The organism is Nitratifractor salsuginis DSM 16511 (assembly GCF_000186245.1).
In the GTDB taxonomy this organism is placed as follows: Bacteria; Campylobacterota; Campylobacteria; order Campylobacterales; family Sulfurovaceae; genus Nitratifractor; species Nitratifractor salsuginis.
Window position 1 is genome coordinate 58,038 of sequence record NC_014935.1, and the last position, 22,833, is coordinate 80,870.

General features: G+C 54.7%; 22 protein-coding genes. 15 read left to right on the forward strand and 7 right to left on the reverse strand.

Going from position 1 to position 22,833, the window contains the following annotated elements; translation table 11 throughout:
* Positions 1-185 precede the first annotated feature (185 nt).
* From gspG to NITSA_RS00295, 4 genes are all read left to right on the forward strand, one after another.
* Positions 186-599 (forward strand): type II secretion system major pseudopilin GspG, encoded by a 414-nt coding sequence (gspG, locus tag NITSA_RS00280; protein ID WP_013553022.1) that lies wholly within the window; start codon positions 186-188, stop codon positions 597-599.
* Positions 596-1,123 (forward strand): prepilin-type N-terminal cleavage/methylation domain-containing protein, encoded by a 528-nt coding sequence (locus NITSA_RS00285; protein ID WP_013553023.1) that lies wholly within the window; start codon positions 596-598, stop codon positions 1,121-1,123. The genes gspG and NITSA_RS00285 overlap by 4 nt, the downstream gene beginning before the upstream one ends.
* The gene (locus tag NITSA_RS00290; RefSeq protein ID WP_013553024.1) at positions 1,123-1,506 is read left to right on the forward strand and encodes a prepilin-type N-terminal cleavage/methylation domain-containing protein; all 384 of its coding nucleotides are present in this window, start codon (positions 1,123-1,125) and stop codon (positions 1,504-1,506) included. Before NITSA_RS00285 ends, NITSA_RS00290 begins: the two co-directional genes overlap by 1 nt.
* Before the next feature lie 134 nt (positions 1,507-1,640).
* Entirely contained in the window at positions 1,641-2,018 is a 378-nt protein-coding gene (locus NITSA_RS00295) for a hypothetical protein (protein WP_148224912.1), read from the forward strand.
* Positions 2,019-2,031: 13 nt separating this feature from the next.
* Here NITSA_RS00295 and NITSA_RS00300 read toward each other — a convergent pair whose 3' ends face one another.
* The 6 genes from NITSA_RS00300 to rsmA form a co-directional block, all read right to left on the reverse strand.
* Positions 2,032-3,222 carry a replication-associated recombination protein A gene (locus NITSA_RS00300; RefSeq protein ID WP_013553026.1) on the reverse strand — a complete coding sequence of 397 codons (1,191 nt, stop codon included), beginning with the start codon at positions 3,220-3,222 and terminating at the stop codon, positions 2,032-2,034.
* Positions 3,223-3,295: 73 nt separating this feature from the next.
* Positions 3,296-3,688, reverse strand: coding sequence for a secondary thiamine-phosphate synthase enzyme YjbQ (locus NITSA_RS00305; RefSeq protein ID WP_013553027.1), 393 nt, complete (start codon positions 3,686-3,688; stop codon positions 3,296-3,298).
* The gene (locus NITSA_RS00310) at positions 3,681-4,472 is read right to left on the reverse strand and encodes a pseudouridine synthase (RefSeq protein ID WP_013553028.1); all 792 of its coding nucleotides are present in this window, start codon (positions 4,470-4,472) and stop codon (positions 3,681-3,683) included. The genes NITSA_RS00305 and NITSA_RS00310 overlap by 8 nt, the downstream gene beginning before the upstream one ends.
* Positions 4,469-5,464, reverse strand: coding sequence for a KpsF/GutQ family sugar-phosphate isomerase (locus NITSA_RS00315; RefSeq protein WP_013553029.1), 996 nt, complete (start codon positions 5,462-5,464; stop codon positions 4,469-4,471). The genes NITSA_RS00310 and NITSA_RS00315 overlap by 4 nt, the downstream gene beginning before the upstream one ends.
* Before the next feature lie 44 nt (positions 5,465-5,508).
* Positions 5,509-7,587 (reverse strand): ribonuclease J, encoded by a 2,079-nt coding sequence (locus NITSA_RS00320; RefSeq protein WP_013553030.1) that lies wholly within the window; start codon positions 7,585-7,587, stop codon positions 5,509-5,511.
* Entirely contained in the window at positions 7,529-8,389 is an 861-nt protein-coding gene (gene rsmA / locus NITSA_RS00325) for a 16S rRNA (adenine(1518)-N(6)/adenine(1519)-N(6))-dimethyltransferase RsmA (RefSeq protein ID WP_013553031.1), read from the reverse strand. The genes NITSA_RS00320 and rsmA overlap by 59 nt, the downstream gene beginning before the upstream one ends.
* A 92-nt stretch (positions 8,390-8,481) precedes the next feature.
* Here rsmA and hisF point away from each other — a divergent pair, with 92 nt between their 5' ends.
* From hisF to rlmN, 3 genes are read left to right on the forward strand one after another with little or no spacing between them, the layout of a single operon-like run.
* On the forward strand, positions 8,482-9,252 hold the full coding sequence (gene hisF / locus NITSA_RS00330; RefSeq protein WP_013553032.1) for an imidazole glycerol phosphate synthase subunit HisF: 771 nt from the start codon (positions 8,482-8,484) through the stop codon (positions 9,250-9,252).
* Position 9,253: 1 nt separating this feature from the next.
* A complete protein-coding gene (locus tag NITSA_RS00335; protein ID WP_013553033.1) occupies positions 9,254-9,793 on the forward strand; it encodes a 5'-methylthioadenosine/S-adenosylhomocysteine nucleosidase family protein in 540 nt (179 codons plus the stop codon).
* Positions 9,786-10,898 (forward strand): dual-specificity RNA methyltransferase RlmN, encoded by a 1,113-nt coding sequence (gene rlmN / locus NITSA_RS00340; RefSeq protein ID WP_013553034.1) that lies wholly within the window; start codon positions 9,786-9,788, stop codon positions 10,896-10,898. The genes NITSA_RS00335 and rlmN overlap by 8 nt, the downstream gene beginning before the upstream one ends.
* Positions 10,899-11,277: 379 nt before the next feature.
* Here the strand turns inward: rlmN and NITSA_RS00345 are convergent, their stop codons facing one another.
* The gene (locus tag NITSA_RS00345; protein ID WP_013553036.1) at positions 11,278-12,252 is read right to left on the reverse strand and encodes an RluA family pseudouridine synthase; all 975 of its coding nucleotides are present in this window, start codon (positions 12,250-12,252) and stop codon (positions 11,278-11,280) included.
* A 163-nt stretch (positions 12,253-12,415) separates the two neighbouring features.
* On the opposite strand from NITSA_RS00345, the gene purB reads away from it, so the two are divergent.
* The 8 genes from purB to NITSA_RS00385 all read left to right on the forward strand — a co-directional run bounded on the left by purB (position 12,416) and on the right by NITSA_RS00385 (position 22,832).
* Positions 12,416-13,753: an adenylosuccinate lyase gene (gene purB, locus NITSA_RS00350; RefSeq protein WP_013553037.1), complete on the forward strand. Its 1,338-nt coding sequence runs from the start codon at positions 12,416-12,418 to the stop codon at positions 13,751-13,753.
* 235 nt (positions 13,754-13,988) lie between these two features.
* Positions 13,989-16,364, forward strand: a complete 2,376-nt coding sequence (locus NITSA_RS00355) for a ribonucleoside-diphosphate reductase subunit alpha (protein WP_013553038.1) — start codon at positions 13,989-13,991, stop codon at positions 16,362-16,364.
* A 12-nt stretch (positions 16,365-16,376) separates the two neighbouring features.
* Positions 16,377-17,597 (forward strand): type II secretion system F family protein, encoded by a 1,221-nt coding sequence (locus NITSA_RS00360; RefSeq protein WP_013553039.1) that lies wholly within the window; start codon positions 16,377-16,379, stop codon positions 17,595-17,597.
* Positions 17,598-17,685: 88 nt separating this feature from the next.
* Positions 17,686-18,291 (forward strand): TetR/AcrR family transcriptional regulator, encoded by a 606-nt coding sequence (locus tag NITSA_RS00365; RefSeq protein ID WP_245526304.1) that lies wholly within the window; start codon positions 17,686-17,688, stop codon positions 18,289-18,291.
* On the forward strand, positions 18,291-19,160 hold the full coding sequence (locus tag NITSA_RS00370) for an NADH-quinone oxidoreductase subunit B family protein (protein WP_013553041.1): 870 nt from the start codon (positions 18,291-18,293) through the stop codon (positions 19,158-19,160). Before NITSA_RS00365 ends, NITSA_RS00370 begins: the two co-directional genes overlap by 1 nt.
* Positions 19,160-20,428 (forward strand): nickel-dependent hydrogenase large subunit, encoded by a 1,269-nt coding sequence (locus NITSA_RS00375; protein WP_013553042.1) that lies wholly within the window; start codon positions 19,160-19,162, stop codon positions 20,426-20,428. Before NITSA_RS00370 ends, NITSA_RS00375 begins: the two co-directional genes overlap by 1 nt.
* Before the next feature lie 145 nt (positions 20,429-20,573).
* Positions 20,574-21,494 carry an IS256 family transposase, variant Zn-binding type gene (locus NITSA_RS11015; protein ID WP_083799710.1) on the forward strand — a complete coding sequence of 307 codons (921 nt, stop codon included), beginning with the start codon at positions 20,574-20,576 and terminating at the stop codon, positions 21,492-21,494.
* A gap of 114 nt (positions 21,495-21,608) precedes the next feature.
* A complete protein-coding gene (locus NITSA_RS00385; RefSeq protein WP_013553044.1) occupies positions 21,609-22,832 on the forward strand; it encodes a hydrogenase small subunit in 1,224 nt (407 codons plus the stop codon).
* Position 22,833 lies beyond the last annotated feature (1 nt).

Genomic DNA, 22,833 nt, shown 5'->3' on the forward strand with positions numbered 1-22,833 from the left:
TTTGCGTATAGAGGCTTGGATTTTTTTAATTTTGCGATAATATTATAGTGCATCATTACCGAACCAAGTAAGTATCTCAATCTTTGATGTGATGATTTTGTTCATAATCAAGGCAGATTTTTGTAGGACTCGTCAAAGCGAATTCAAGAAAATCTAGGTAATAAAGAAACAAAGGATTTTTTGTAATGAAAAAAGCGTTCAGTCTCTTGGAACTGTTGGTGGTCATTCTGATTCTCGGTATTTTGGCGGCGTTCGTGGCTCCCAACCTCATCGGAGCGGGTGAAAAGGCGAAGCGAGATCTGGTCTGTACCCAGATGAGCAGTGTGGCGCAGGCGCTCAAAATGTTTAAGCTCGACAACGGCACCTATCCCGATACCGAAGAGGGGTTGCAGGCTCTGATGAAAAACCCCGATGCGAGCAAATACCCCAACTACTCCTCCAAGCCCTACCTCGAAAAACTCCCCAAGGACTCCTGGCGTCAACCTTTCGTCTATGTCAAGCAGGGAGAGAAATTCGATCTGATAAGCCTTGGGGCCGATCGCAAAGAGGGCGGCGAAGGTGAAGGGGCCGACATCTACTACAGTCAATGCCAAAAGTGACCCTTCCCGATCGACAACATCAAAGGGCGTTTACCCTCCTGGAACTCCTGATCGTCATTCTGCTGATGGGTGTGATGGCGATGCTGCTCGTCGGCGTTTTCAAGCGGGCCGGTTCCAGGGAAGGACCGCCGAAAATCACCCAACTCAGAGAAAAGGTCCTCAAAGGGGTGAAGGGGAGCAGAGAGCTTTTCTGCATCGACAACTGTACCCGCTGCTTCTATTTGGAAGGAGGAGAGGTTACGGAAGCGGGCTTTGCGCTCCCGCCGTTGAGTGCCTACATCGTCGATGCCGAGGGGCAGCCGCACCGGTTGGAGTATGGGCGCTATCAGGATCACCCCGTCTGCCTGCGTTTTCGGAGTGCTGAAGATGGCCATACCTCACGCCTCATCATCGGATCGGAGGGGGCTTTTTATTACATCCCGAGCTATTTTGGGGAGGTCGAGCGCTACGCTTCTCTGGAGGATGCGGTAGCCCGATGGACCCGGGACCGTGATTTGCTGCACAACCGCTGGGATTACTATTGATGGAGAAAAAAGCCTTTACTCTGATCGAAGTCCTCGTCTCCGTGGTACTCATAAGCATTGTAGTCCTGGGCATCATGCGCATCCGCCAGCAGAACATCGCGGCGGTTGAATATCTCGAAGGGCGGATGAAGAGTGAACTCGCCAATACGCTTTTTCTGGATAGGGGATCACTGAAATATCGGGGAGAGAAGAAGGACGCTTTGACGCTCCTGAATCACCTGGGAATCAAAAAGTCAAAGACCCGGGAGATCCTCCGAAAAGAGGAGCGCACCATCTGGGCCGGTGACCCTCTACCGATCGAGGAGGTTCCCCTCCCAATCACGCTGCGGGCCATTTCACTCAAAAACAGATACTCCGCTCGCTATTATCGAATTCTCTACTAGTGCTTAGATGTTTACCCAACTCTGCTATACTCTTTACATTGAGATTTTGGTTTGACAATAAATCAAAGGAAATAAAACAAAAGAAGGAGATATAGCGGATGGGGAAGGGCCTGATTATACTCTTTTTGGTAGGCATGGCATTTGCTTATTTCGTTTTTCATTTCGTTTCGGGAATTGAAGGAGATGATCCTACGACCCAACTCAGCCAGGATGCCCGAAAGGCGAAAGAGTTGGCCAAGTATTATAAAAAAGATGCGCTGGGTGATTGGATCCTGGCGGTAGGGAAGGTCCCGACATCCAAAGCGAAGGAAATTTGGCGGGAGAGCCCGGTGATGAAGCAGACTTTGGCCCTTTTCCCAAAGTTCAATCTGATGAAAGAGACGATTATGACCCAGGTGGAGGAGGGGGAGTTCCGCCGACAACTCCTCAAGCGTCTTGATGATGTGGCGAATCGATATCTCTCAGGAGAGATCGATGCCGAAAAAGCCAAAGAGTTGATCCGAAACCTTTGAGAGGCCCCCCGTCTCACTCTCTCTTCTTTCCTTTGATCTTGGCTCGCCACTCCTTCAAAGTCCGTTCAAATCCGATCCCGTCACTTTTATAGAAGCTTCTCGGTTCCGGGAGATACTCCTGCTCCACCCATCCACCGTAATCGTGGGGATAGCGGTAGCGTTTGCTGTGGGTTTTGATCGTTTCCGGTACTGGAAAGAGGTCGCCGCTGCGGATGGCCTTTTGGGCATCGTTGATCGCTGCGTAGGCGCGGTTGGACTTGGGGCTGGAGGTGAGGTAGATCACCAGTTGGGCCAGGGGAATTCGAGCTTCGGGATAGCCGATATGCTCCACAATCGTCAGGGTGGAGGCGGCGAGATTGAGGGCGTTGGGGTTGGCGTTGCCGATGTCTTCCGCCGCCAGGATCGCCAGGCGCCGGGCCAGGAATTCCGGCGGTTCGCCCCCTTCGATGAGGCGGGCGAGCCAATAGAGCCCCGCATCCACGTCGCTGCCGCGGATGCTTTTGATCATGGCGGAGGTCAGATCGTAATGGCTGTCGGCTTCGGCGGAACCGGCGCGGATCGCCTGGGGACGCAGGGAACGCAGGGTCTCCAGGGTCACGGGAGATTCGATCGCGGCCCCGCTCTCCAAGAGCCCCAGCATCGCCCGCAGATCCCCGCTGCTGGAGTGGATGAGGTAGGTTTCGGCTTCGGGGGTTACTTCGATATCTTCCCGCTCGAGCACGCGCCGCAGCATCGTTCTCATCGCGGATTCATCGAGGCTTTTGAGCTCGAAGAGATGACTCCGTGAGCGGATGGCGGCGGTGAGGGCGTAGTAGGGGTTCTGGGTGGAGGCCCCGACGATCAGCGCCCGCTGCTCTTCCATATAGGGCAGCAGGACCTCCTGCTGGGTCTTGCTGAGGCGATGGACTTCGTCGATAAAAACCAGGGGCTTTTGCAGGGCGTTGGCATATTTTTTGAAGAGTTGGCGCAGTTCGTCGATTTTGAGGGTGGTGGCGTTGAATTCGTGAAAAGGACGGTCGAGTTTTTTAGCAAGGATTCTCGTCAAGGTGGTTTTGCCGCAACCAGGAGGACCGAAAAAGAGGGAGTGGGGGAGAGCATCTTTTTCGACTAGCTTTCTAAAGGGGGCCTCGGGAGCGAGCAGATGTTCCTGGCCGACCATTTCATCGAGCGTCTGGGGCCGGTATTTCAGCGCAAGGGAAAGCACCGTATCGCCCTTTCACCTGATGTCGTGAAACGCTTTCCCCATAACCAATGACCGGTGACTAAAGACATAAGGTTTATTGAATCACCTGGACGACATATTCCCGATTCTCTCTGGGGCCGTCGAATTCGCAGAAGAAGATCGCCTGCCAGGGGCCCAGATAGAGCTGGGCATCTTTGACGGGGACGACGATTCTCGGGCCGCAGAGGGTTGCTTTGATATGCGCGGGGGTATTGTCGTCGCTCTCATAGTTCATATCCGCCGGAGCGATCCGACTCAACGAGGAGAGAAAATCCCGTCTCAGTTTGGGGTCGGTCTTTTCAAACAGGACAATGGAGGCCGTGGTATGGGGGGTGAAGACGGTGCAGAGTCCGTCACGGATCCCCAAACGCATCACCTCATGGGCCACCGCCTCCGTGATATCGATCATTTCGGTTTTGTAGCTGGTTTCCAGGGTGATTTTAGTCATTCTTTCTCGCCTCCTTCAGAAATTGATGCAGTGTATCGTACTCCTGTCTCGTGAAATAACGGGTCTTGTTCTCGGGGAGATTGTTGAGCTCCACCCAGCCGAATCCCACTCGCTTCAGATCCAGTACTTTCGCGCCGAAGTGCCCGAAAAACCGTCGGAGCTCCCGGTTCTTCCCCTCGGCGATCGTGACGCGGAGTTTGGTGTTTTTGCCGCTCTGCCCCCGGTATTGTACCTCGAGAAACGGGGCGAACTCCATCCGGGTGATTTCACTCTCTTTGTGTCCCCCTTCCCGGGCATCCTCGAGGATAAGCCCCTCCTTCATCGCCTTTTCCATTTCGGGGGTAAGGGGCTTGTCGATTTTGAGATTGTAGGTCCGGGGCAGTTTGCTCCCCATCAGGACATCGGCCACTTCGGGATTGTCCGTCAAGAGCAGCAAACCTTCACTGGCATAGTCGAGCCGGCCTACGGGGATGAAGTGGCGGAACTTCCCCGGGAGTTTGTGGTAGATGGTGGTGCGCCCCCGGTCGTCCCTTTTGGTGACCAGGACCCCCCGCGGCTTGTTGTAGACTACCATCGTCACTTCGCCCCGTTTCCTGGGATGGATCAGCTTGCCTCGGACGGCCACTTTGTCCTCGGGCCGGACTTTGTATCCGAAATCCTTGACCGGAAGGCGGTTGACGGTGACAAGCCCCTCCTCGATTAGTTTGTCGGCATCCCGCCGGGAATAGGGGGTATTGTGGGATATATATTTATTGAGGCGCATGCCTTCTTCATTTTGTTTCATACTTTCTCCGATTTGATGCCGGCACTGACCAGGTCGTGCAGGTGGATGACCCCATGGATACGATCTTCCTCGTCCAGGACCGGCAAGAGTTGGACTTTGGCCGCTTCGATGAGGGCCAGAGCGTCGCTGGCGAGCAGGGAAGTGTCCCGGATCGCTTTGGGGCCGGGGGTGGCGTAGTCGATAACGGGACGTTCCATATCGAAATCCGTGCGCATCAATGCCCGTCTCAGGTCTCCATCGCTCATAATCGCCTCCAGGCGCCCCTCACGGGTGATGAGCACGTTGCCCAGCTTCCCCTCGCTCATGGTGACGATCGCCTCTTTAAGCGGGGTTTGGGCTTCGACAATGGGCAAATCCTCCCGGCGCATCAGATCGGCCACCTTGACAAAGAGGCGTCTTCCCAGGGAACCGCCGGGGTGAAAGGAAGCGAAATCCTCTTTTTTGAAGTTGCGTTTTTTCATCAGGGCGACGGCCAGCGCATCCCCCAAAGCCATCGTGAGGGTGGTGCTGGCGGTAGGAGCCGCCCCCAGGGGGCAGGCTTCCCGCTCGACCGAGATATCCAGGACCGTATCGGCATAGCGGGCCAGGGTGGAGCTTTTGCCGGCGGTCATCGCCAGCAGGGGGATCCCGAAGCGCCGGATATGGGGCAGAATATTGGAGAGTTCTTCACTTTCTCCGCTGTAGCTGATGGCAAGCACCCCGTCTTCGGGTCCGATCATCCCCAGATCGCCGTGGAGAGCTTCACTGGGATGGAGAAAAAAGCTCGAGGTCCCTGTACTGGCGAGGGTGGCGGCTATTTTGGCTCCTACGAGCCCCGATTTTCCGATGCCGGTGACGATCAGTTTCCCTTTGAGGGCATAAATGCTCTCCACCGCTTCGACAAAGGCGGTATCGATCCGATCCGTCGCAGAGAGAAGGGCTTGGGCCTCTATCTGCAAAGTTTCACGGGCACTCTCGACAAGGGATTGGGTATCGGGACGGTTTGAATTCATAGGGGAGATTATAGCACAGGAAGGGCCCACGGCCCCGGCCCTTTTTAGACCAGGAAGACCGCAGGAATGATGATGGGGTATTTTTTGTAGCGCTTGAGGATGTGTTTGCGCACGACCCCGCGCAGGTCGTCTTCGATCACTTTGTTGCTCACAGTCGGATCGACTTTGTTGTTGACGAGGTAGCTTTCGATGAGCTGTTCGATCTCTTTGGCGAACTGCTTGTCCTCCCGGTCGGGGACCAGCCCGTAGGAGGTGACGATGGGGTGATCGACCATCCGGCCGGTCTGGGTAGAGATCTTGGCCACGATGTTGACGACCCCTTCGGTGGAGAGTTTCTGGCGGTCATCGACGACATCGGCGTAGATCTCTTTGTTGTTCTGGTTGTCGATGTAGCGTTTGCCTGTTTTGACGGTTTTGACCTTTTTGATATATTTGGTCGTGATTTCGATCTGGTCTCCGTCGCTCATCAGCAGCATATTGCGCTCGTCGACGCCGCAGCTTGCCGCAGTGCGGGCATGGGCGGCGATGTGGTTGTATTCTCCGTGTACGGGCAGGAAGAATTTGGGCTGGACCAGGCGCAGAATGAGCTTCTGTTCCTCCTGGGAAGCGTGGCCGGAGACGTGAATGTCGCTGCACTCTTTGTAACGGACGGTCACGCCGGCTTTGAGCAGGAGGTTGAGCAGCTTGGAGACGCTCGCCTCGTTGCCGGGGATGGCGCTGGCGGAGATGATGACGGTATCGGTGGGCTTGAGCTTGATATGCCGATGCTCGTCGGTGGCCATCCGCGAAAGGGCGGCCATCGTCTCTCCCTGGCTTCCGGTGGTGACGACGAGGATTTCGCTGTCTTTGTATTTGCCGACTTCGTGGGCTTCAATGAAGTGCTTGTCGTCCACGTCGATGTAGCCCAGGCGGCGGACCGTCTCGATGTTGCGCTCCATAGAACGCCCGATGACGCAGATCTTGCGACCGTGTTTGACACCCCGTTCGATCGCCTGGAAGATCCGGTGGGCGTTGGAGGAGAAGGTGGACATGATCACCCGTCCCTTGGCCATTTCGAAAAGCTTGTCAAAGGTCTTGCCCACCACCGCTTCGCTCTTGGTGAAGCCGGGGTTGTGGCTGTTGGTGGAGTCGGAGAAGAGGCAGAGGACCCCCTGGGCACCGTAATGGGCGAAGCGGTGCAGATCGGCGGTATACCCGTCGATGGGGGTATGGTCGATCTTGAAGTCGGCGGTATGGATCAGGGTGCCGATAGGGGTCTGGATCGCCAGGGAGGATGAATCGACGATGGAGTGGGTCATATGCATCCACTCGATCTTGAACTCTCCGATATCGTAGATCTTTCTTTTGACCACGTAGCGGAAGTATTTCTTGTCTGCCTGCAGGCCGTGTTCGTCAAATTTGTTCCCGATCATCGCCAGGGCGAGGGGTGTGCCGTAGATGGGGAACTTGAGCTCTTTGAAGAGATAGGGGACCGCGCCGATGTGGTCTTCGTGGGCGTGGGTGATGACAATAGCGCGGATCTTGTCTTTGATGGCATGCAGATAGCTGAAATCGGGCACCAGGATATCGACGCCGTGCATCGTTTCATCGGGGAAGCTCATTCCCACGTCGATGATGATGGCGTCCTTCTCGGTCTCGAGTACGGCGATGTTCCCGCCGATCTCTCCCAGGCCGCCCAGGGGGGTGAAGCGCAGTTTGCCCTTGGCCCCCATATCGATCTGTTTCCAGGGATTCATCCGCTCCTGCTGAACTCTTTCGTTCTCCAGGATGGCGGCTTTCATATCGGCGGGGACGGTGGTGTCGATCTTGGGACGACGACTGCCCCGTCCACGTCCGCCGCCGTTGCCGTTGCTACGGTTTTGGTTCTGATTGCGGTTGCTTTGATTGCGGTTTCTGTTGTTATTGTTGTTGCGACGGTTGCCTTCGTTGCGGCTTTTGTTCTCGCCGCCGTTGCTGCGTTCGCCTTGATTGTTGTTCTCTTTGCGGGGTGCCTCGGACGCAGCCCCGGCACTCTTGCCTTCCGTTTTTTTGTTGTTGCGGAAGGGATTGGGTCGTCTCCGGCTTCTATTGCCGGAGTTGTTCTTGTTCTGATTTTCCGTTGATGGGTTTTGATTCTTTTCCATGGTCGGGTTCCTTTGTCAATGCTTGATAGAGTCGATGATAAAGCGTCGTCCCGACCTGATGGGGTCGTAGCGTCTTGCCCAGCTTGAGCGCCTCGAAGAGGGGCTCGAGGAGCGATTTGGGGTAGGCGGCAGAGAGGTTTTTCATCAGGGTCTTTCTCGGCTGCCTAAACGCGGCTTTGAGAAAAGCTTCGAATCCCCCATCTGTCAGGTTGTGTTCTTTACGGATCTCCAGAACGGCGGATTCGACTTTGGGGGGCGGATTGAAAGCGGAGGGAGGCACCAGGAGGCGTATTCGCGCCTCACCGACACTCCCCGCCAGGACCGAGAGAGCCGAGAAATTCCGATCACCCTCCCGGGCTGCGAACTTTTCGGCGACCTCTTTTTGCACCATTGTGAGTGTGGATCGACAATGGGGGTCACGCAGGGCTTTCAAAATGATGTTGGTGGCGATGTAGTAGGGCAGATTGGCCACCAGCCGGTAGGGCCGGTCGATCAGGCTGCCGTTTTTCCATCGCTCCAGGACATCACCGCACTCCAGTCGGAGCCGGCCGTCGGCGATCTCCCGGGAAAAGTTTTTCCCCAGGTAGTCACACAACCGTTTGTCTACCTCGAACGCCGTCACAGGGCGGACGCGGACGAGCTCTTTGGTTAAATCACCTAACCCAGGCCCGATCTCTACCACCGGCAGATCGTCATCGGGCATCGATTGGATGATTTGTTCCACGACGCTTCGATCTTCCAAAAAGTTCTGTCCGAACCGTTTGTCAGCGATTTGGGAAGCGTCTGGCCTATAATTTTTCATTATACACTTTTTTACTTAAATGGCAATCGCCCAATTTCCCTACTTTGGATATAATCGGACTCTCAAAAATTATATTATATGGATAGAAAGCGATGCACAAAGATTATTTCGCTAAACGGATTATACCATGTCTCGATGTCAACGCCGGCCGGGTGGTCAAAGGGGTCAATTTCGTCAACCTCCGTGATGCCGGAGATCCGGTAGAGGTGGCGAGGCGTTACAACGAGGAGGGGGCCGACGAGTTGACCTTTCTCGATATCACCGCCACACACGAAGAGCGGGGGACCATCGTCGAAGTGGTTCGGCAGGTCGCCAAAGAGGTTTTCATTCCTTTGACGGTCGGCGGGGGGATCCGGGAGTTGGAAGATATCTATCGACTTTTGGATGCGGGATGCGACAAAGTCAGTATCAACTCAGCGGCGATCAAACGCCCCGCCTTCATCGAAGAGGGGGCCAAGCGCTTCGGCTCCCAGTGCATCGTCGTCGCCATCGATGCCAAACGGGTCGGGGAGGGGAAATGGAATATCTTCACCCACGGCGGGCGCAAAGATACCGGCATCGACGCGATCGAGTGGGCGAAGGAGGCTTACAACCGGGGAGCCGGAGAATTGCTGGTGACCTCTATGGATGCCGACGGCACCAAGGCCGGATTCGACAATGAACTCAACCAACGGATCGGGGAAGTGGCCCCCATCCCTATCATCGCCAGTGGGGGAGCGGGAACGATGCGGCATATCGAAGAGGCCTTTACCGTGGGCAAAGCCGATGCGGCTCTCGCGGCGAGTATTTTCCACTTTCGCGAGATCGACATTATGGATCTCAAACGCTATCTCAAATCCCGCGATATTCCCGTGAGGCTCTGAGATGTTCATCTGTGCGGGCAACAATGAAAGCTTCGACTTCGCACTGCCGATCGGGGTGGGCTTGGTGGAGTCGGCGATGAACCTGACGCGCCTGGCGAGTATGGAAGCTCCGGAGTTCCTGGTCTTCGTCGGGACGGCGGGCAGCTACGGCAAGCATCGGATCTTCGACATCGTCGAATCCAAAACGGCGGCCAATGTGGAGCAGGCGCTCTTGATGGGGACAGCATATACTCCGATCAACAATGTGGTTTCGGCCGCCCAGGATGTTTCACGTGAAACAATCGTCAACTCCTCCAACTATATCACGACCGATAAAGAGATGGCGAAAAAGTTTTTGGCCAAACGGCTGGAGTTGGAAAATATGGAGTTTTTCTCTGTCCTGGCGGTGGCCAAAATGTTCAACATCCCGGCCGGTGGAGTTTTCTGCGTCACGAATTATTGCGACGAGAATGCTCACGAGGATTTTTTGAAAAATCAAAAAGAGGCGATGCAGCGTCTCGAAAATTATCTCAGAGACAAAGGTGTCTTAAAAAATGACTAATGACCAACGATCGACGACCAACGATTCCGAAAAAAGAATCATCCACGACTATACCAAAGAGGAACTGGGCCGGGAGATTCAGCCCGCCTTTAGAGCCAAACAGATCTACAACTGGATCTACCACAAACACGCCGACAGTTTCGAGGAGATGGCCAACCTTCCCAAAACGATGCGCCAGGAGCTGGCAAAAAAATATGAACTGCATCCCCTGGAGATGGTTTCGAAACAGGAGAGCCGCGACGGGAGTATCAAGTATCTCTTCCGGCTCCATGACGGGCACACCGTCGAAGCGGTTTTGCTGCTGATGAAAGAGGCTCAGTATCACGAAGACGGCACACTCAAACACCACCGCCGCTATACCGTTTGCATCTCTTCCCAGGTAGGATGTAAGGTAGGGTGCGCCTTTTGCCTCACGGCCAAAGGGGGATTTATCCGTAATCTCAGTGCCGGAGAGATCGTCGATCAGGTGCTGGAGATTTACAAAGATCAGAATATCCCCTCCAATCACCGTGTCAATCTGGTCTATATGGGGATGGGGGAGCCTCTTGACAATCTGGACAATGTGGCCAAGGCTGTCAAGATCTTCGCCGATATGGACGGGATGAGCATCTCCCCCAACCGTCAAACGATTTCGACATCGGGCCTCAGCTCCAAGATCGAAAAACTGGGGCGGATGGATCTGGGTGTCAATCTGGCGATCAGCCTGCACGCGGTGGATGACGAACTGCGGGAGAAGTTGATGCCGATTAACAAGGCATACAATATTGCCTCGATCATCGAAGCGGTGAGGAATTTCCCTGTCAATCAACGCAAGAAGGTTCTCTTCGAATATCTTGTCATCAAGCATGTCAACGACGATATCGCTTCGGCCAAGAAACTGGTCAAGCTCCTCAACGGACTCAAGGCGAAGGTCAATCTGATCTACTTCAATCCGTATCCGGGAACGGAGTTCGAGCGCCCCGAGCCTGAGGATATGAAGCGTTTTCAAGAGTATCTACTCAGCAAGGGCGTGCTCTGTACTATCAGGGAATCGAAGGGGCTGGATATCTCCGCGGCCTGCGGGCAACTCAGGGAACAAAAGCTTAGCGAAGGAGTGGGACGATGACCCCGGTGGATTTGGCTCTTTATATTTTGATCGGCGGGGTAGTTGTCGTCGGAGTAGTCGGTTTTATTATTGCTGTTCGGAGTGATGATAAGAAGAGTTGAGAGTTGAGAGCTGAGCGTTGAGTGTTGAGAATTTAGTGCTTCGGGTATAGGCTTCTTCGGCGTTTATCTTCCATTCACGCCTCTCTATGTTCCTTTCTTTCTTCTTTGTTCCGCCACAAAGAAGAAAAGAAACGAACCCAAAGAAAGAAAAAAAGGCGAAGGACTGACGTCAGTCAAAAACTCCCAATGTGGAATCTCTTGGATTAAACCTATTTCGTTCCTGTGAATTCCAAGGCTTTCCCTTCGGTTGCTCGGTTGCTCATTACTCGGTTACTCGGTTATGACAATACCTCGTCTGGTTTTTCACTCTCAACTTTCCATCCGTTTGTCACATTGAATTCCCGTTCCCGGGGTAGGGCGATTTCTGTTTTTGCTTGGCTGAAATCGTCGGGGCTGTAGAGTTTCCAGTGCTGTTTGTAGTGAAAGTCCAGGGAGTAGGCGTGGAGCATCAGGCGGCTGGCTCCGGTGTATTTGAGGCGCTGCTCAGAGCTTAGGCGCTCTTCAAGATAGGCTTCGGCTATCTCGTAGCTTGGGCCGTAGATGGGGTCTCCGAGTATAGGATGTTTCACGTGAAACAAATGGATGCGGATCTGGTGGGTCCGTCCGGTATGGGGGATGCATTCCAGGAGGGTGGCGTCGAGTCGCTCGTCGTACTGGATGGGGAGGAAGGTGGTGTAGGCACGTTTCCCTTCACGGTGGATAAAAACTTTGTGTTTTGTCGGCCCGTAGTCGTTATTGAGGATGATCGGCGCATCGACACTGAAGGGTTCCTCGATCCGGCCTGTAGCCCAGGCGCGGTAGCTCTTTTGGATCGCTTTACGCTCGAAGGCTCCTTTGAGAAAGCGCTCGGACTCTTTGTGCCGGCTGGCCAGGAGGAGGCCGGAGGTCTCTTTGTCGATTCGGTGGACGGCATTGGCATGCTGCCCGCCGTGGAAGCGTACCTCGTCGAGCATCGAGTAGGGAGTGGTCATTTTCTTGGGATGGACCAGGACGCCGCTGGGTTTGTCGAAGAGGTAGAAATCGGGGGTCGTGACTATCGGGGCATTACCCCGGCTTTGGGGTTCGAAATAGACCACCTCCACCTCTCCGCTGATTCGCGCCGATTTGTCCGGGAGGGTTTCCCCACGGCAGAGGAGTCGACCCCGGTCGATGATCCGTTGGGCTTCGCCCTGGGTGATGCCGAAGGTGCGCATCAGCCAGACAAAAGCGAGCTGCTCCTCCTCGAGATGAAAACGGCGTTGGACAAAGGGCAATCAGGACTCCTTCACTGGGATTTGAGTAAAATATTAGCCAAAAAAAAGGGGCATTGGGCATTGGGCATTGGGCATTGGGCATTGGGCTGATTATTTTTCTTCTCCAATATACCAATACACCAATACACCAATAGACCAATACACCCGTTCCAAAGGAACGAGAATGGTCGAACGCTATGCGCGTAAAGAGATGAAAGAGAAGTGGACCCAGGAGGCGCGATATGCCGCCTGGCTCGAGGTGGAAAAGGCGGTGGTCAAGGCTTGGAACAAACTGGGTCTGATCCCTGATGAGGATGCGGAAAAGATCGTAAAAAACGCCACCTTTTCCGTAGAGCGGATCGACGAGATCGAGGCGGAGACCCGGCATGACCTGATCGCCTTTACCACAAGTGTCGCCGAGAGCCTGGGAGAGGAGAGTCGCTGGTTCCACTACGGGATGACCAGTTCGGATACCGTTGATACAGCCGTAGCACTTCAGATGCGCGATTCTCTGGAGCTCATCATCGAGGATGTGAAAATGGTGATGGAGTCGGTCAAGAAGCGGGCGATGGAGCATAAATACACTCTGATGGTGGGCCGCAGCCACGGAATCCACGGGGAGCCCATCACCTTCGGTCTGGTCCTGGCTGTCTGGTATGACGAACTGCGCCGCCACCTGGAGAATCTGGAGCAGACGATGGAGGTGATCGCCGTGGGCCAGATCAGCGGGGCGATGGGGAACTTCGCCCACGCGCCTCTGGAGCTAGAAGAGATCGCGATGAAAGAGCTGGGGCTCAAGCCGGCTCCGGTGAGCAACCAGGTGATCCAGCGGGACCGCTATGCCCGCCTGGCTTCCGCTTTGGCACTGCTGGCGAGCTCCATCGAGAAGTTTGCCGTTCAGGTGCGCCATTGGCAGCGGACGGAAGTTTACGAGGCAGAAGAGTATTTCGCCAAAGGGCAGAAGGGAAGTTCTGCCATGCCCCACAAACGGAATCCGATCCTGACCGAGAACATCACGGGCCTGGCGCGGATGATCCGAGCCTATGTGATCCCCGCGATGGAGAATGTAGCCCTCTGGCACGAGCGGGATATCTCCCACAGCTCTACCGAGCGTTTCTGGCTGCCTGACAGTTTCATCACCTCCGACTTTATGCTCCATCGCTTCAACAGTGTCATTGCCAACCTGACGGTGATGCCGGAGAATATGCTCAAAAACCTCAATCTCACCGGCGGACTGGTTTTCTCCCAACGTATTCTTTTGGAGCTTCCCAAAGCGGGGGTCAGCCGGGAGCAGGCCTACAAGATCGTCCAGCGCAACGCGATGAAAGTCTGGGAAGCTTTGCAGCAGGGCAAGCCTCCTGTCAACGAGAAGGGGGAGAGCCTCTTCCTTCAATATCTCCTCGCCGACGAGGAGCTGCGCAGCAAACTGAGCGAAGAGCAGATCCGCGAAGCCTTCGACTACGGTTATTACACCAAAAATGTCGACCGCATTTTTGAACGTGTCTTTGGCGAAAATGCCTAAAGGTCCCCATCCCGTGGGCAACCTTGAAGCCCGCTAGATTTCATAAAAAGATATAACAAAACTTCCTGTCAAATTCCTCGATTTTTTAACAAGATTTTGAGTAAAATCATCAAACTTTAGAACTTCTCTTTGTACGAAAAGCTGCTCCGGATACCGCATACCGTGAGTGTAAAGCCAAGGGGAAACCACTGTTTCCCGCTGCCGAATGCAAAGACCCAAAATTTCAGGAGAGACTATGATCAAAGTTGTCAAGCGTAATGGAAGAGTCGAACCCCTGGACGTCTCCAAAATCCAGAAATATACCTCTGCGGCCGTCGAGGGACTCGACGGTGTCAGCCAGAGTGAGCTGGAGGTGGATGCCAAGCTCCAGTTCCGGGATATGATCAGCACCGAAGAGATTCAGCTGACCCTGATCAAAACCGCCGTTGACAAGATTGACATCGATCAGCCCAACTGGACCTTCGTGGCCGCCAGACTCTTCCTCTATGACATCTATCACAAGGTCTCCGGCTTTACAGGTTATATTCACCTCAGAGACTATTTCGACCGTGGGGAGAAGGAGGGCCGCATCCTCCTGGGGCTCAAAGAGAAATACGACCTGGACGATCTGAACGATTACATCAAGCCCGAGCGGGACCTGCAGTTTACCTATCTGGGGATCCGTACGCTTTACGACCGTTACCTTCTCAAAGACCGGCAGGGACAACCTATCGAACTGCCTCAGCATCTCTTTATGGCGGTGGCAATGTTCCTGGCCCAGAATGAATTCGACTGCCAGACCTGGGCCAAGAAGTTTTACGACATCCTGAGCAAGTTCGAAGTGATGGCCGCTACCCCCACGCTTTCCAATGCCCGGACGACCCGGCATCAGCTCAGCTCCTGCTATATCGGTTCCACTCCGGACAATATCGAAGGGATCTTCGACGGTTACAAAGAGATGGCGCTGCTGAGTAAGTTCGGCGGCGGGATCGGCTGGGACTGGACCCAGGTGCGGGGGATGGGCTCCTACATCGACGGGCACAAGCATGCCGCCGGAGGGATCGTTCCCTTCCTCAAGATCGCCAACGATGTGGCGATCGCCGTCGATCAGCTCGGAACCCGCAAGGGGGCGATCGCCGTCTATATCGAGCCCTGGCACATCGATGTGCGGGATTTCCTGGATCTGAAGAAAAACTCCGGCGAAGAGCGGCGCCGTGCCCACGATCTCTTCCCCGCCCTCTGGATCAACGATCTCTTTATGAAACGGGTTCAGGAGGATGGGATCTGGACCCTCTTCGATCCCTATGAGGTCAAGGAATTGACCGATCTTTACGGCGAGGAGTTCGAGAAGCGCTACCTGGAACTGGAACAGGATGAAAGCATCACCAAAGAGGTGGTCTCCGCCAAGCAGCTCTGGAAGGAAGTGCTGCGAAGCTATTTCGAGACCGGCAACCCCTTCCTCTGCTTCAAAGATGCCGCCAACCGGGCCAACCCCAACCGCCACGCCGGGGTCATCCGCAGCTCCAACCTCTGCACGGAGATTTTCCAGAACACATCGCCCAACCATTACCGGATGAAGATCATCTTCGAAGATCAGAGTGTCACCTATTTCGAGGAAGAGGAGATGGTGACGGTTGACAGCGGTGTCACCAAGCCCGCCAAGAAGATCACTGCTCTTGACACCCTGGATGGTAAGAAGATCTGGATGGTGGAGAAGGATCCGGTCGACGGAGAGACCGCCGTCTGTAACCTGGCTTCTGTCAATCTATCCAAAATCAATACCCCCGAAGATATCGCCCGGGTCGTCCCCACGGCGATCCGGATGCTTGATAACGTGATCGATCTGAACTTCTATCCCCTCGGCAAGGTCAAAAAGACCAACGAAAAATCCCGCTCCATCGGCCTGGGAGTGATGGGTGAGGCGCAGATGCTGGCCGAGGCGGGGATCGAATGGGGAAGCAGTGAGCATTTCCACAAGATCGATGAGGTGATGGAATCGGTCAGTTATTACGCCATCAAAGCCTCCAGCGACCTGGCCCTGGAGAAAGGGTGCTACCCCAATTTCGAAGGGTCGGACTGGTCGAAGGGGATCTTCCCCATTGACAAGGCCAATCCCGAAGCGTGTAAACTGGTGGATAGAGGAGGGCTCTTCGGCTATACCCACGATTGGGAAGCTCTGAGAGAGAAGGTCAAGAACGACGGAATGCGCAACGGCTACCTGATGGCCATCGCGCCCACCAGCTCCATCTCCATCCTCACCGGGACCACCCAGGCGATCGAGCCGGTCTACAAGCGCAAATGGTACGAAGAGAACCTCTCGGGAATGATCCCGGTGGTGGTACCCAACCTCAATCCCGATACCTGGGCCTACTATACGCCCTGCTATGAGTTGGATCAGCGGCTTCTGGTGCGTGCCGGTGCGATCCGGCAGAAATGGATCGACCAGGGGCAGAGCCTCAATATCTTTATCCGCCTCGACAAAGCCAGCGGCCGCTATCTCAACGATATCTATATGGAGGCGTGGAAATTCGGCCTCAAGTCGACCTACTATCTCCGCAGCCAGTCTCCCGAGGCGGTTGCCGCCGATGAGGGAGTCGAAGATCGCAGTATGGAGTGTGTCGGGTGCCAATAAGGATCCCGGGTTATGCAGTATAAATACAAAGGGATTGACAAAGAAGGGCGTCGTGTCGCCGGAACGCTGAGTGCCAATTCCGAAGAGGAGGCCAAAGCCTGGCTGAAACAGGAGGGGATCTACCTCCAATCGCTTCGGGCCCGACCCGAATCGGAAAAGCTCAAAGCCCTCTTTTCCCGGCAAATGCCGATGGGACAGCTCAGTGATTTCTCCCGGGAACTCTCGAGCTATCTGGGGTCGGGGATGACGATCCTGACCGCTCTGAAGCTGATGGAGAGTCAGCACCGGGACGAAAAGCGATACGCCGCCTTTCTCGGAGAAGTTCGCCGGAAGGTCGATGAAGGGAATTCTCTCTACAAGGCACTGGCGGAGCAGAATGTCTACCAGTTGCCGGATTTTTTCCTTCAGAGCCTTCGGGTGGCGGGAGAGAGCGGCAAAGTCTCCGAAGTTTTGACCAATATGGGGCAGTTTTTCTCCCTACAGAGCCGCATACGCAAGCAGGTCCTCAACGCTCTGGCCTATCCCCTCTTTATCTTCGTCGTCGCCATAGGGATGACCGGCTTTCTCATCACCTTCGTCGTCCCGAAGATTACCGGGATCTTCGAGGATACGGGGCAGCAGCTGCCGGCGATTACCCGTTTTGTCCTGGGGCTGAGCGATTTTTTCACCCACCACTATCTCGCGCTTCTTCTCGGATTGATTCTCTTCCTGGTAGGCTGGAAGCTCCTCTACCGGCTCTGGGATCCTTTTCGCTATGCGATGGATGCATTGATGCTGCGACTCCCCGTTGTCGGTACGCTGGTTCAAAATCACGAATTAGCCCGTTTCAGCTACATCCTTTCTCTGATGCTCGATTCCGGGGTCTCCTATGCCCAGGCGGTCCAGCTCGCCGGGACGACTTTCGGCAACGAGGCGCTCAAAGCCAAGTTCGAAAAGGCGACTCAGAAGGTGGTCGAAGGGAATAAGCTCTCCAACGCTCTGCACCTCGCCGGAGGTGTCCCCCTCAAGAGAAATTTCCTCCAATCGCTGGCTTTGGGGGAAGAGTCGAGTGAAGTGGCTTCTGTCATGCGGAATGTCTCCAAGCTTTACAGCGAAGAGAACGAAGACAAGATCAAAATCCTCCTCAGCCTGATGGAGCCGCTGATGATGCTGCTGATCGGGGGAATCGTCGGGGTGATCGTGATGGCGATGCTCCTGCCCATCTTCAGTATGAGTTTGGGGGCGAAGATTTGATCGATTCATTTATCGGTATGCTTAAAAAGTCGTGTCATTTTCTGTAAAATGGGTTGAACACAGGTGAAGGAAAAATATGGACGGGGAAGTGAAAAAAAAGCAGCCCGGAGAGAAAAAGGAGCGGAGGCGGCTCGAGATCATCACCGGAGCGCTCAAGCTCTTTGCCCGGAAGGGGTTTTACGCGACGACCATCCCCGATATCGCCCGCTCGATCGGGATGAGTGTGGGGAACCTCTATAACTACTTCAGCTCCAAAGAGCTTCTGGCGCAGGCGATCATCCGCCATATCTCCGCGCAGCTGGGAGCCAAGATACGTGTCGTGAATGAGAGTGACCTTTCCAGCCGGGAAAAGATCGAGAAGATCGTTACGATCTATTTCGAAACGGCGCAAAAGGAGCCGGAGATGATCGACTTTTTTTTGCGAATCTACCTCTCCAATCGGGAAGTGTTCCGTGAAGGGTGCGAGGGGATGATCTGTGTCAACGAGTTTGTCACGGAGATCATGATCTTTTTCGATGACGGCGTCGCCAGGGGAGAGCTGAGGAATCAGGACTTCTTCAGTGCCTTCGGGCTCTTTATGGGGTATCTTGGAGGGATGGTCTTCCTGGCGGGTGAAGCGATCTTGCCCAAGCCGCTGGAAGCCTATGTCGATGAGATCTCCACCAATATCTACCGCGCCCTCAAGGCGGAATAGTGCGCCTGCTCTGGCTCTCCGCACTCACTTGCAACGGCAACGCCCACTCGCTGCTCAACTACCCCAACCTCCGGAATTGGCAAAAAGATTTCGAGTGGCTCTACCATCCCCTTTTGCCCTCCCGCTATACCTTCAAGGAGATCGAAGAGGGGATCGAGGGGTGTGAGGTTCTGATCGTCGAGGGAACCTTCAGTGAGGAGCTTGTCAAATATCGTCAACCCTTCAAAGCGCTAGTGGAGCGTTACGGAGCGCAAGCGCGGCATATCGTGACGGTGGGGACCTGTGCCGCTTTCGGCGGTATTTTCGCCCAGGGAGAGGAGGGGCGCAGCGGCCTCTTCTTCCGCGGGGAGGAGCCGACGGAGACCTTCGAAGCGCTCCGCTCCAAAAGTATCAACCTGCCCGGATGCCCGATCCAGCCGGAAGTGCTGGTGGGGACCCTGGCGCTGCTCAAAGCGGGAGAGACTCTGCCCCTGGATAGGCTGCGCCGTCCCAAATACTACTACGCCTATACGGTTCACAACGGCTGCACCCGCAACGAGTATTTCGAATACAAGATCGACGAGCACCGTTTCGGAAGTCTGGAAGGGTGTATGTTTTACGAGCACGGTTGTCAGGGGACTTTTACCCACGGCAGCTGCAACAAGATCCTCTGGAACGGCCTCAACTCCAAAACCCGCAACGGCCAACCCTGTATGGGGTGCACCGAACCCGATTTTCCCCGGATGGGCTTGTGGACAACCCAAAAACATATGGGAATCCCCGCCCGCCTGCCCGTAGGCGTGCCCAGACGGGCCTATCTCTCCCTGGCAGGCATCGCCAAAGCCTTCCGTATCGAGCGCTTTTACAAGCCGCTGATGGAGGAGGAGTGATGGGGCGCACACGGACACGGTTGGAATTGATCGAAAAGATCGAAGGGGAGGCGCAGGTTCTTTATGAGTATGAAGGGGACCGGATCGCCTTTGCCCAGATACGCTTCGCCAACAGCCGCCACATCGAAAAGATCCTCGTCGGGCGGGACCCGATGGATGCCCTGAGCATCAATCCGCGCGTCTGCGGGATCTGCGGGCACGCCCATCTGATCGCTACGGTGCGGGCGCTGGAAGCCTGCTATGATGAAATCCGGCTCAGCGACAAGGCAAAGGCGATCCGGGAGATGACCCTGAGCCTGGAACTGATCCAGAACCACTTTAAATGGTTCTATTTGACGATTCTGCCCCTTTTGGGGCTCGAGGCCCCCATCGAGCGGGCGCTGGAGCCCTCCCGCCTGGCCGGGGAGATGATCGCCCTGATGGCGGGGCAGTACCCCCACAACAGCTATGCGATCCCGGGAGGGATCAGCGGAGAGATCACTCCGGTGGATCTTTTCGAATTCACCCAAAGACTCGATCGGCTCAAAGAGCTCTTCCGGCGCTCGCTTATCGATGTGGATCTCGACACTTTCGTTCGGTGTGACCGGATCGAAGTGATGCTCGCCAAAGAGGGGGATCTCCCCCGTGCAATGCAGACCATTTTGGATAGAGGCTATGAGAGGCTGGGACAGAGTCTGGATCGCTTCATCGTCTTCGGCGGCGGCCTCTTTCAGCCGGGGAAATCGATCGGAACCCGCATTAGAGAATCGATCGATCTACGCTATCTCAAAGAAGAGGCGGTCGAAAAGAGTGCCGCAAGACGGGTGCACTATCGAAACCAATATTACGAGACAGGCCCTTTGGCCAGGGCGATGGTGATGAAAACCCCGCTGATCCGTGAAGCCCACCGCCGCTATAAAGATTCTCTCTTCAGCCGTATTCTGGCCAGGATCTGCGAAATCCCCAGGCTCCTGGACTACCTCGAAACCCTGTGTCGGAGCATCGATCTCTCCGAAGAGGCCTATATCGATCCGGGCCCGATCCCCGCTGAAGGGCACGGCGCAGGCATTGTCGAAGCGGCGAGAGGATCGCTGGTGCATCAAATCTCCATCCGGGAGGGCAAGATCGCCGCCTACCGGATCACCACCCCTACCCAGTGGAATCTGGGGAACGGCACCCGCGAAAATCCCTGTCCGGCCCAAAAGGCCCTGATGGGGCTTCATCGGGATGCTCCGGCAGAGCTGGTTTTCAAAGCCTTCGATGTCTGTTCCGTCTGTACGACGAAATAGCTGGTCCGTTTTATAAATAGGAATTAGAAAGAATTATCGAAAACGAGCTAAAGCGGTTTTTCGGGTTGCTAAAAATCCTTTAAACCTTCGGTAATATGGTGCCTAAAAAGGACTTTTTTACAGATGGCTTGTAAAAAAGTGCCCTATCTGTGGTTCAAAAGCGACGAAAAAGAATGGTAAAAGAGCAGGAATTCAGCGCTATTTTTGCCAAAGTTGCCGGCAGAGCTTCTCTTCTCGTAGACGTCCCTCCCGCCTCAGAAAACGACTCTTTACTGCCTACTTCTATGAGCACCAAACCCTCAAAGCCTTATCCCGGACCTATCATAAGGATCGGGAGTGGATTCAACGTCAGATTCATAGCTATGAACCGCCAAAGACTTCACCACATCCCAGACCGGTCACTTTGGTTATCGATGCGACATTCTTCGGAAAACGGGGAGAGGGCTTTGGTGTTCTTGTAGCTAAAGATATCCTGAGTGGCCAACTGGTAGCGTATCGTTTCATTCAGACTGAGACGCTCAATGAATATGCGATGCTTCGGCAAAGCCTTCTGGATCAGGGCTTTATCATCCAGGCCGTCACCGTCGATGGCCGACGGGGATTGTTTGGGCTCTTTGCCGACCTTCCGGTTCAAATGTGCCATTTCCATCAACAAGCCATTCTCACTCGTTATCTGACGCGCAGACCTACCTATCAAGCCTCTAGGGATCTCAAGCGTATCGCTTCCTATCTTGGACAGACAACCCCCTGCCGTTTCCGCTATATGCTGGAAGCCTGGCTCCAACGGCACAAAGATTTCTATGAAGAAAAAACCCCTGACGATTCTCCACGTGGATGGCATTACACCCATGATCGACTCCGCTCGGCCTATCGAAGTCTTGAACGCAATCTTCCTTATCTCTTCACGTATAAAACCCATCCTCATCTTGGCATAGCCAATACAACCAATACTTTGGATGGTGGACTCTTCTCTCCTATGAAAGCTTTATTGAAAATCCATCGGGGTATTGGAGACTCTATGAAGAAGAAACTCATCACTGATTTCCTAGAAAAAGCAATGAAATAGCAACCCGAAAACCCGCTTTAAGTCTCGAAAACTAAGAAAAGTGAGCCTTATTTAAGGGATATTTCAATCGGTGCCCCATAAAATAGTGAATGATTATTCACTCGGAGGTATCAAATGGACAGACGAGACGCATTGGCCAAGATGTTCAGCGCCAAAGGGGTAAGGGTCAACACCAATCGGGGTGAAGCCTATTACAACAAACTCAAAGAGACGATGGAAAAACGACTCCGGGAGCTCCGGGAATCGCCGGCAGCGACCAAAGTCGATATTCAGAAAGTGCTTGAAGCCGAGGGCCTGAGCCGTCGGGATTTTATGAAGTGGGCCAGTGCGATCACGGCGATGCTGATGCTGCCCGCTTCCTTCACGCCCCTAGTGGCCGAAGCGGCGGAGCTGATGAACCGTGTGCCGATCATCTGGATCGAGCTGCAGGATTGCGCCGGGAACTCCGAAGCGATTCTGCGCTCCGACTCTCCCACGATCGATGAACTGATCCTGGAGACGATCGACCTGGAGTTCAATGAAACCTTGATGGCGGCAGCGGGCCATCAGGCGGAAGCCCATCTGGAAGAAGCCATCGAAACTTTCAAGGGGAAATACCTCTGTGTCGTCGAGGGCTCCATTCCTGTGGGCACCGGAAAAGAGTGGTGTACCATCGGGGCCAAAGGAGAGACTTTTGAAGAGCATCTGATGAGAGTCTCGAAAGATGCCGCAGCGGTCGTCGCGGTAGGAACCTGCGCCACCTTCGGCGGTGTGCCGGCAGCGGCTCCCAATCCCACCGGGGCTGTAGGGGTTCAGGATATCGTGCGAGGTAAGCCCATCATCAATATCCCCGCCTGCCCCGCCAACCCGGCCAACATTACCGGAACCATTCTCCATTTTGTTCTGACCGGGCAGATCCCAGAGCTGGATCATCTCAATCGTCCCAAATTCGCCTTTGGATATCGGATCCACGACAACTGTGAACGCCGGGCCCACTTCGACGCCGGTGAGTTTGTCGAAGAGTGGGGCGATGAGGGGGCCCAGAACAACTGGTGCCTCTACAAGATGGGGTGTAAAGGCCCGATGACCTTCAACAACTGTTCCGTTGTCCGCTACAACAGCGGCACCAACTGGCCCATCGGCGCAGGACACGGTTGTATCGGCTGTTCCGAGCCCCAATTCTGGGACAAGTACGCCTTTGAACGCCCGATGGCCGACGCCCATATCAAAGCGCCCACCGGCGGAGTTGAAAAGACGGTAGACCAATTCGGTCTGGGGCTTTTGACCGCGGCGGGTGTGGGAATTGCCATTCACGCGGCACTCAGTGCGACTGCAGGTAAAAAAGAGGAGGATAAGTAAT

What these genes read in the sequence shown, in the direction of transcription:
- gspG (WP_013553022.1), top strand. Translation starts at nt 186, where the DNA reads ATGAAAAAAGCGTTCAGTCTCTTGGAACTGTTGGTGGTCATTCTGATT.
- NITSA_RS00360 (WP_013553039.1), top strand. Translation starts at nt 16,377, where the DNA reads ATGCAGTATAAATACAAAGGGATTGACAAAGAAGGGCGTCGTGTCGCC.
- rlmN (WP_013553034.1), top strand. Translation starts at nt 9,786, where the DNA reads ATGACTAATGACCAACGATCGACGACCAACGATTCCGAAAAAAGAATC.
- NITSA_RS00320 (WP_013553030.1), bottom strand. Translation starts at nt 7,587, where the DNA reads ATGGAAAAGAATCAAAACCCATCAACGGAAAATCAGAACAAGAACAAC.
- NITSA_RS00310 (WP_013553028.1), bottom strand. Translation starts at nt 4,472, where the DNA reads ATGAAACAAAATGAAGAAGGCATGCGCCTCAATAAATATATATCCCAC.
- rsmA (WP_013553031.1), bottom strand. Translation starts at nt 8,389, where the DNA reads ATGAAAAATTATAGGCCAGACGCTTCCCAAATCGCTGACAAACGGTTC.
- NITSA_RS00290 (WP_013553024.1), top strand. Translation starts at nt 1,123, where the DNA reads ATGGAGAAAAAAGCCTTTACTCTGATCGAAGTCCTCGTCTCCGTGGTA.
- NITSA_RS00385 (WP_013553044.1), top strand. Translation starts at nt 21,609, where the DNA reads ATGGACAGACGAGACGCATTGGCCAAGATGTTCAGCGCCAAAGGGGTA.
- NITSA_RS00335 (WP_013553033.1), top strand. Translation starts at nt 9,254, where the DNA reads ATGTTCATCTGTGCGGGCAACAATGAAAGCTTCGACTTCGCACTGCCG.
- NITSA_RS00375 (WP_013553042.1), top strand. Translation starts at nt 19,160, where the DNA reads ATGGGGCGCACACGGACACGGTTGGAATTGATCGAAAAGATCGAAGGG.
- NITSA_RS00315 (WP_013553029.1), bottom strand. Translation starts at nt 5,464, where the DNA reads ATGAATTCAAACCGTCCCGATACCCAATCCCTTGTCGAGAGTGCCCGT.
- NITSA_RS00295 (WP_148224912.1), top strand. Translation starts at nt 1,641, where the DNA reads ATGGCATTTGCTTATTTCGTTTTTCATTTCGTTTCGGGAATTGAAGGA.
- hisF (WP_013553032.1), top strand. Translation starts at nt 8,482, where the DNA reads ATGCACAAAGATTATTTCGCTAAACGGATTATACCATGTCTCGATGTC.
- purB (WP_013553037.1), top strand. Translation starts at nt 12,416, where the DNA reads ATGGTCGAACGCTATGCGCGTAAAGAGATGAAAGAGAAGTGGACCCAG.
- NITSA_RS00355 (WP_013553038.1), top strand. Translation starts at nt 13,989, where the DNA reads ATGATCAAAGTTGTCAAGCGTAATGGAAGAGTCGAACCCCTGGACGTC.
- NITSA_RS00305 (WP_013553027.1), bottom strand. Translation starts at nt 3,688, where the DNA reads ATGACTAAAATCACCCTGGAAACCAGCTACAAAACCGAAATGATCGAT.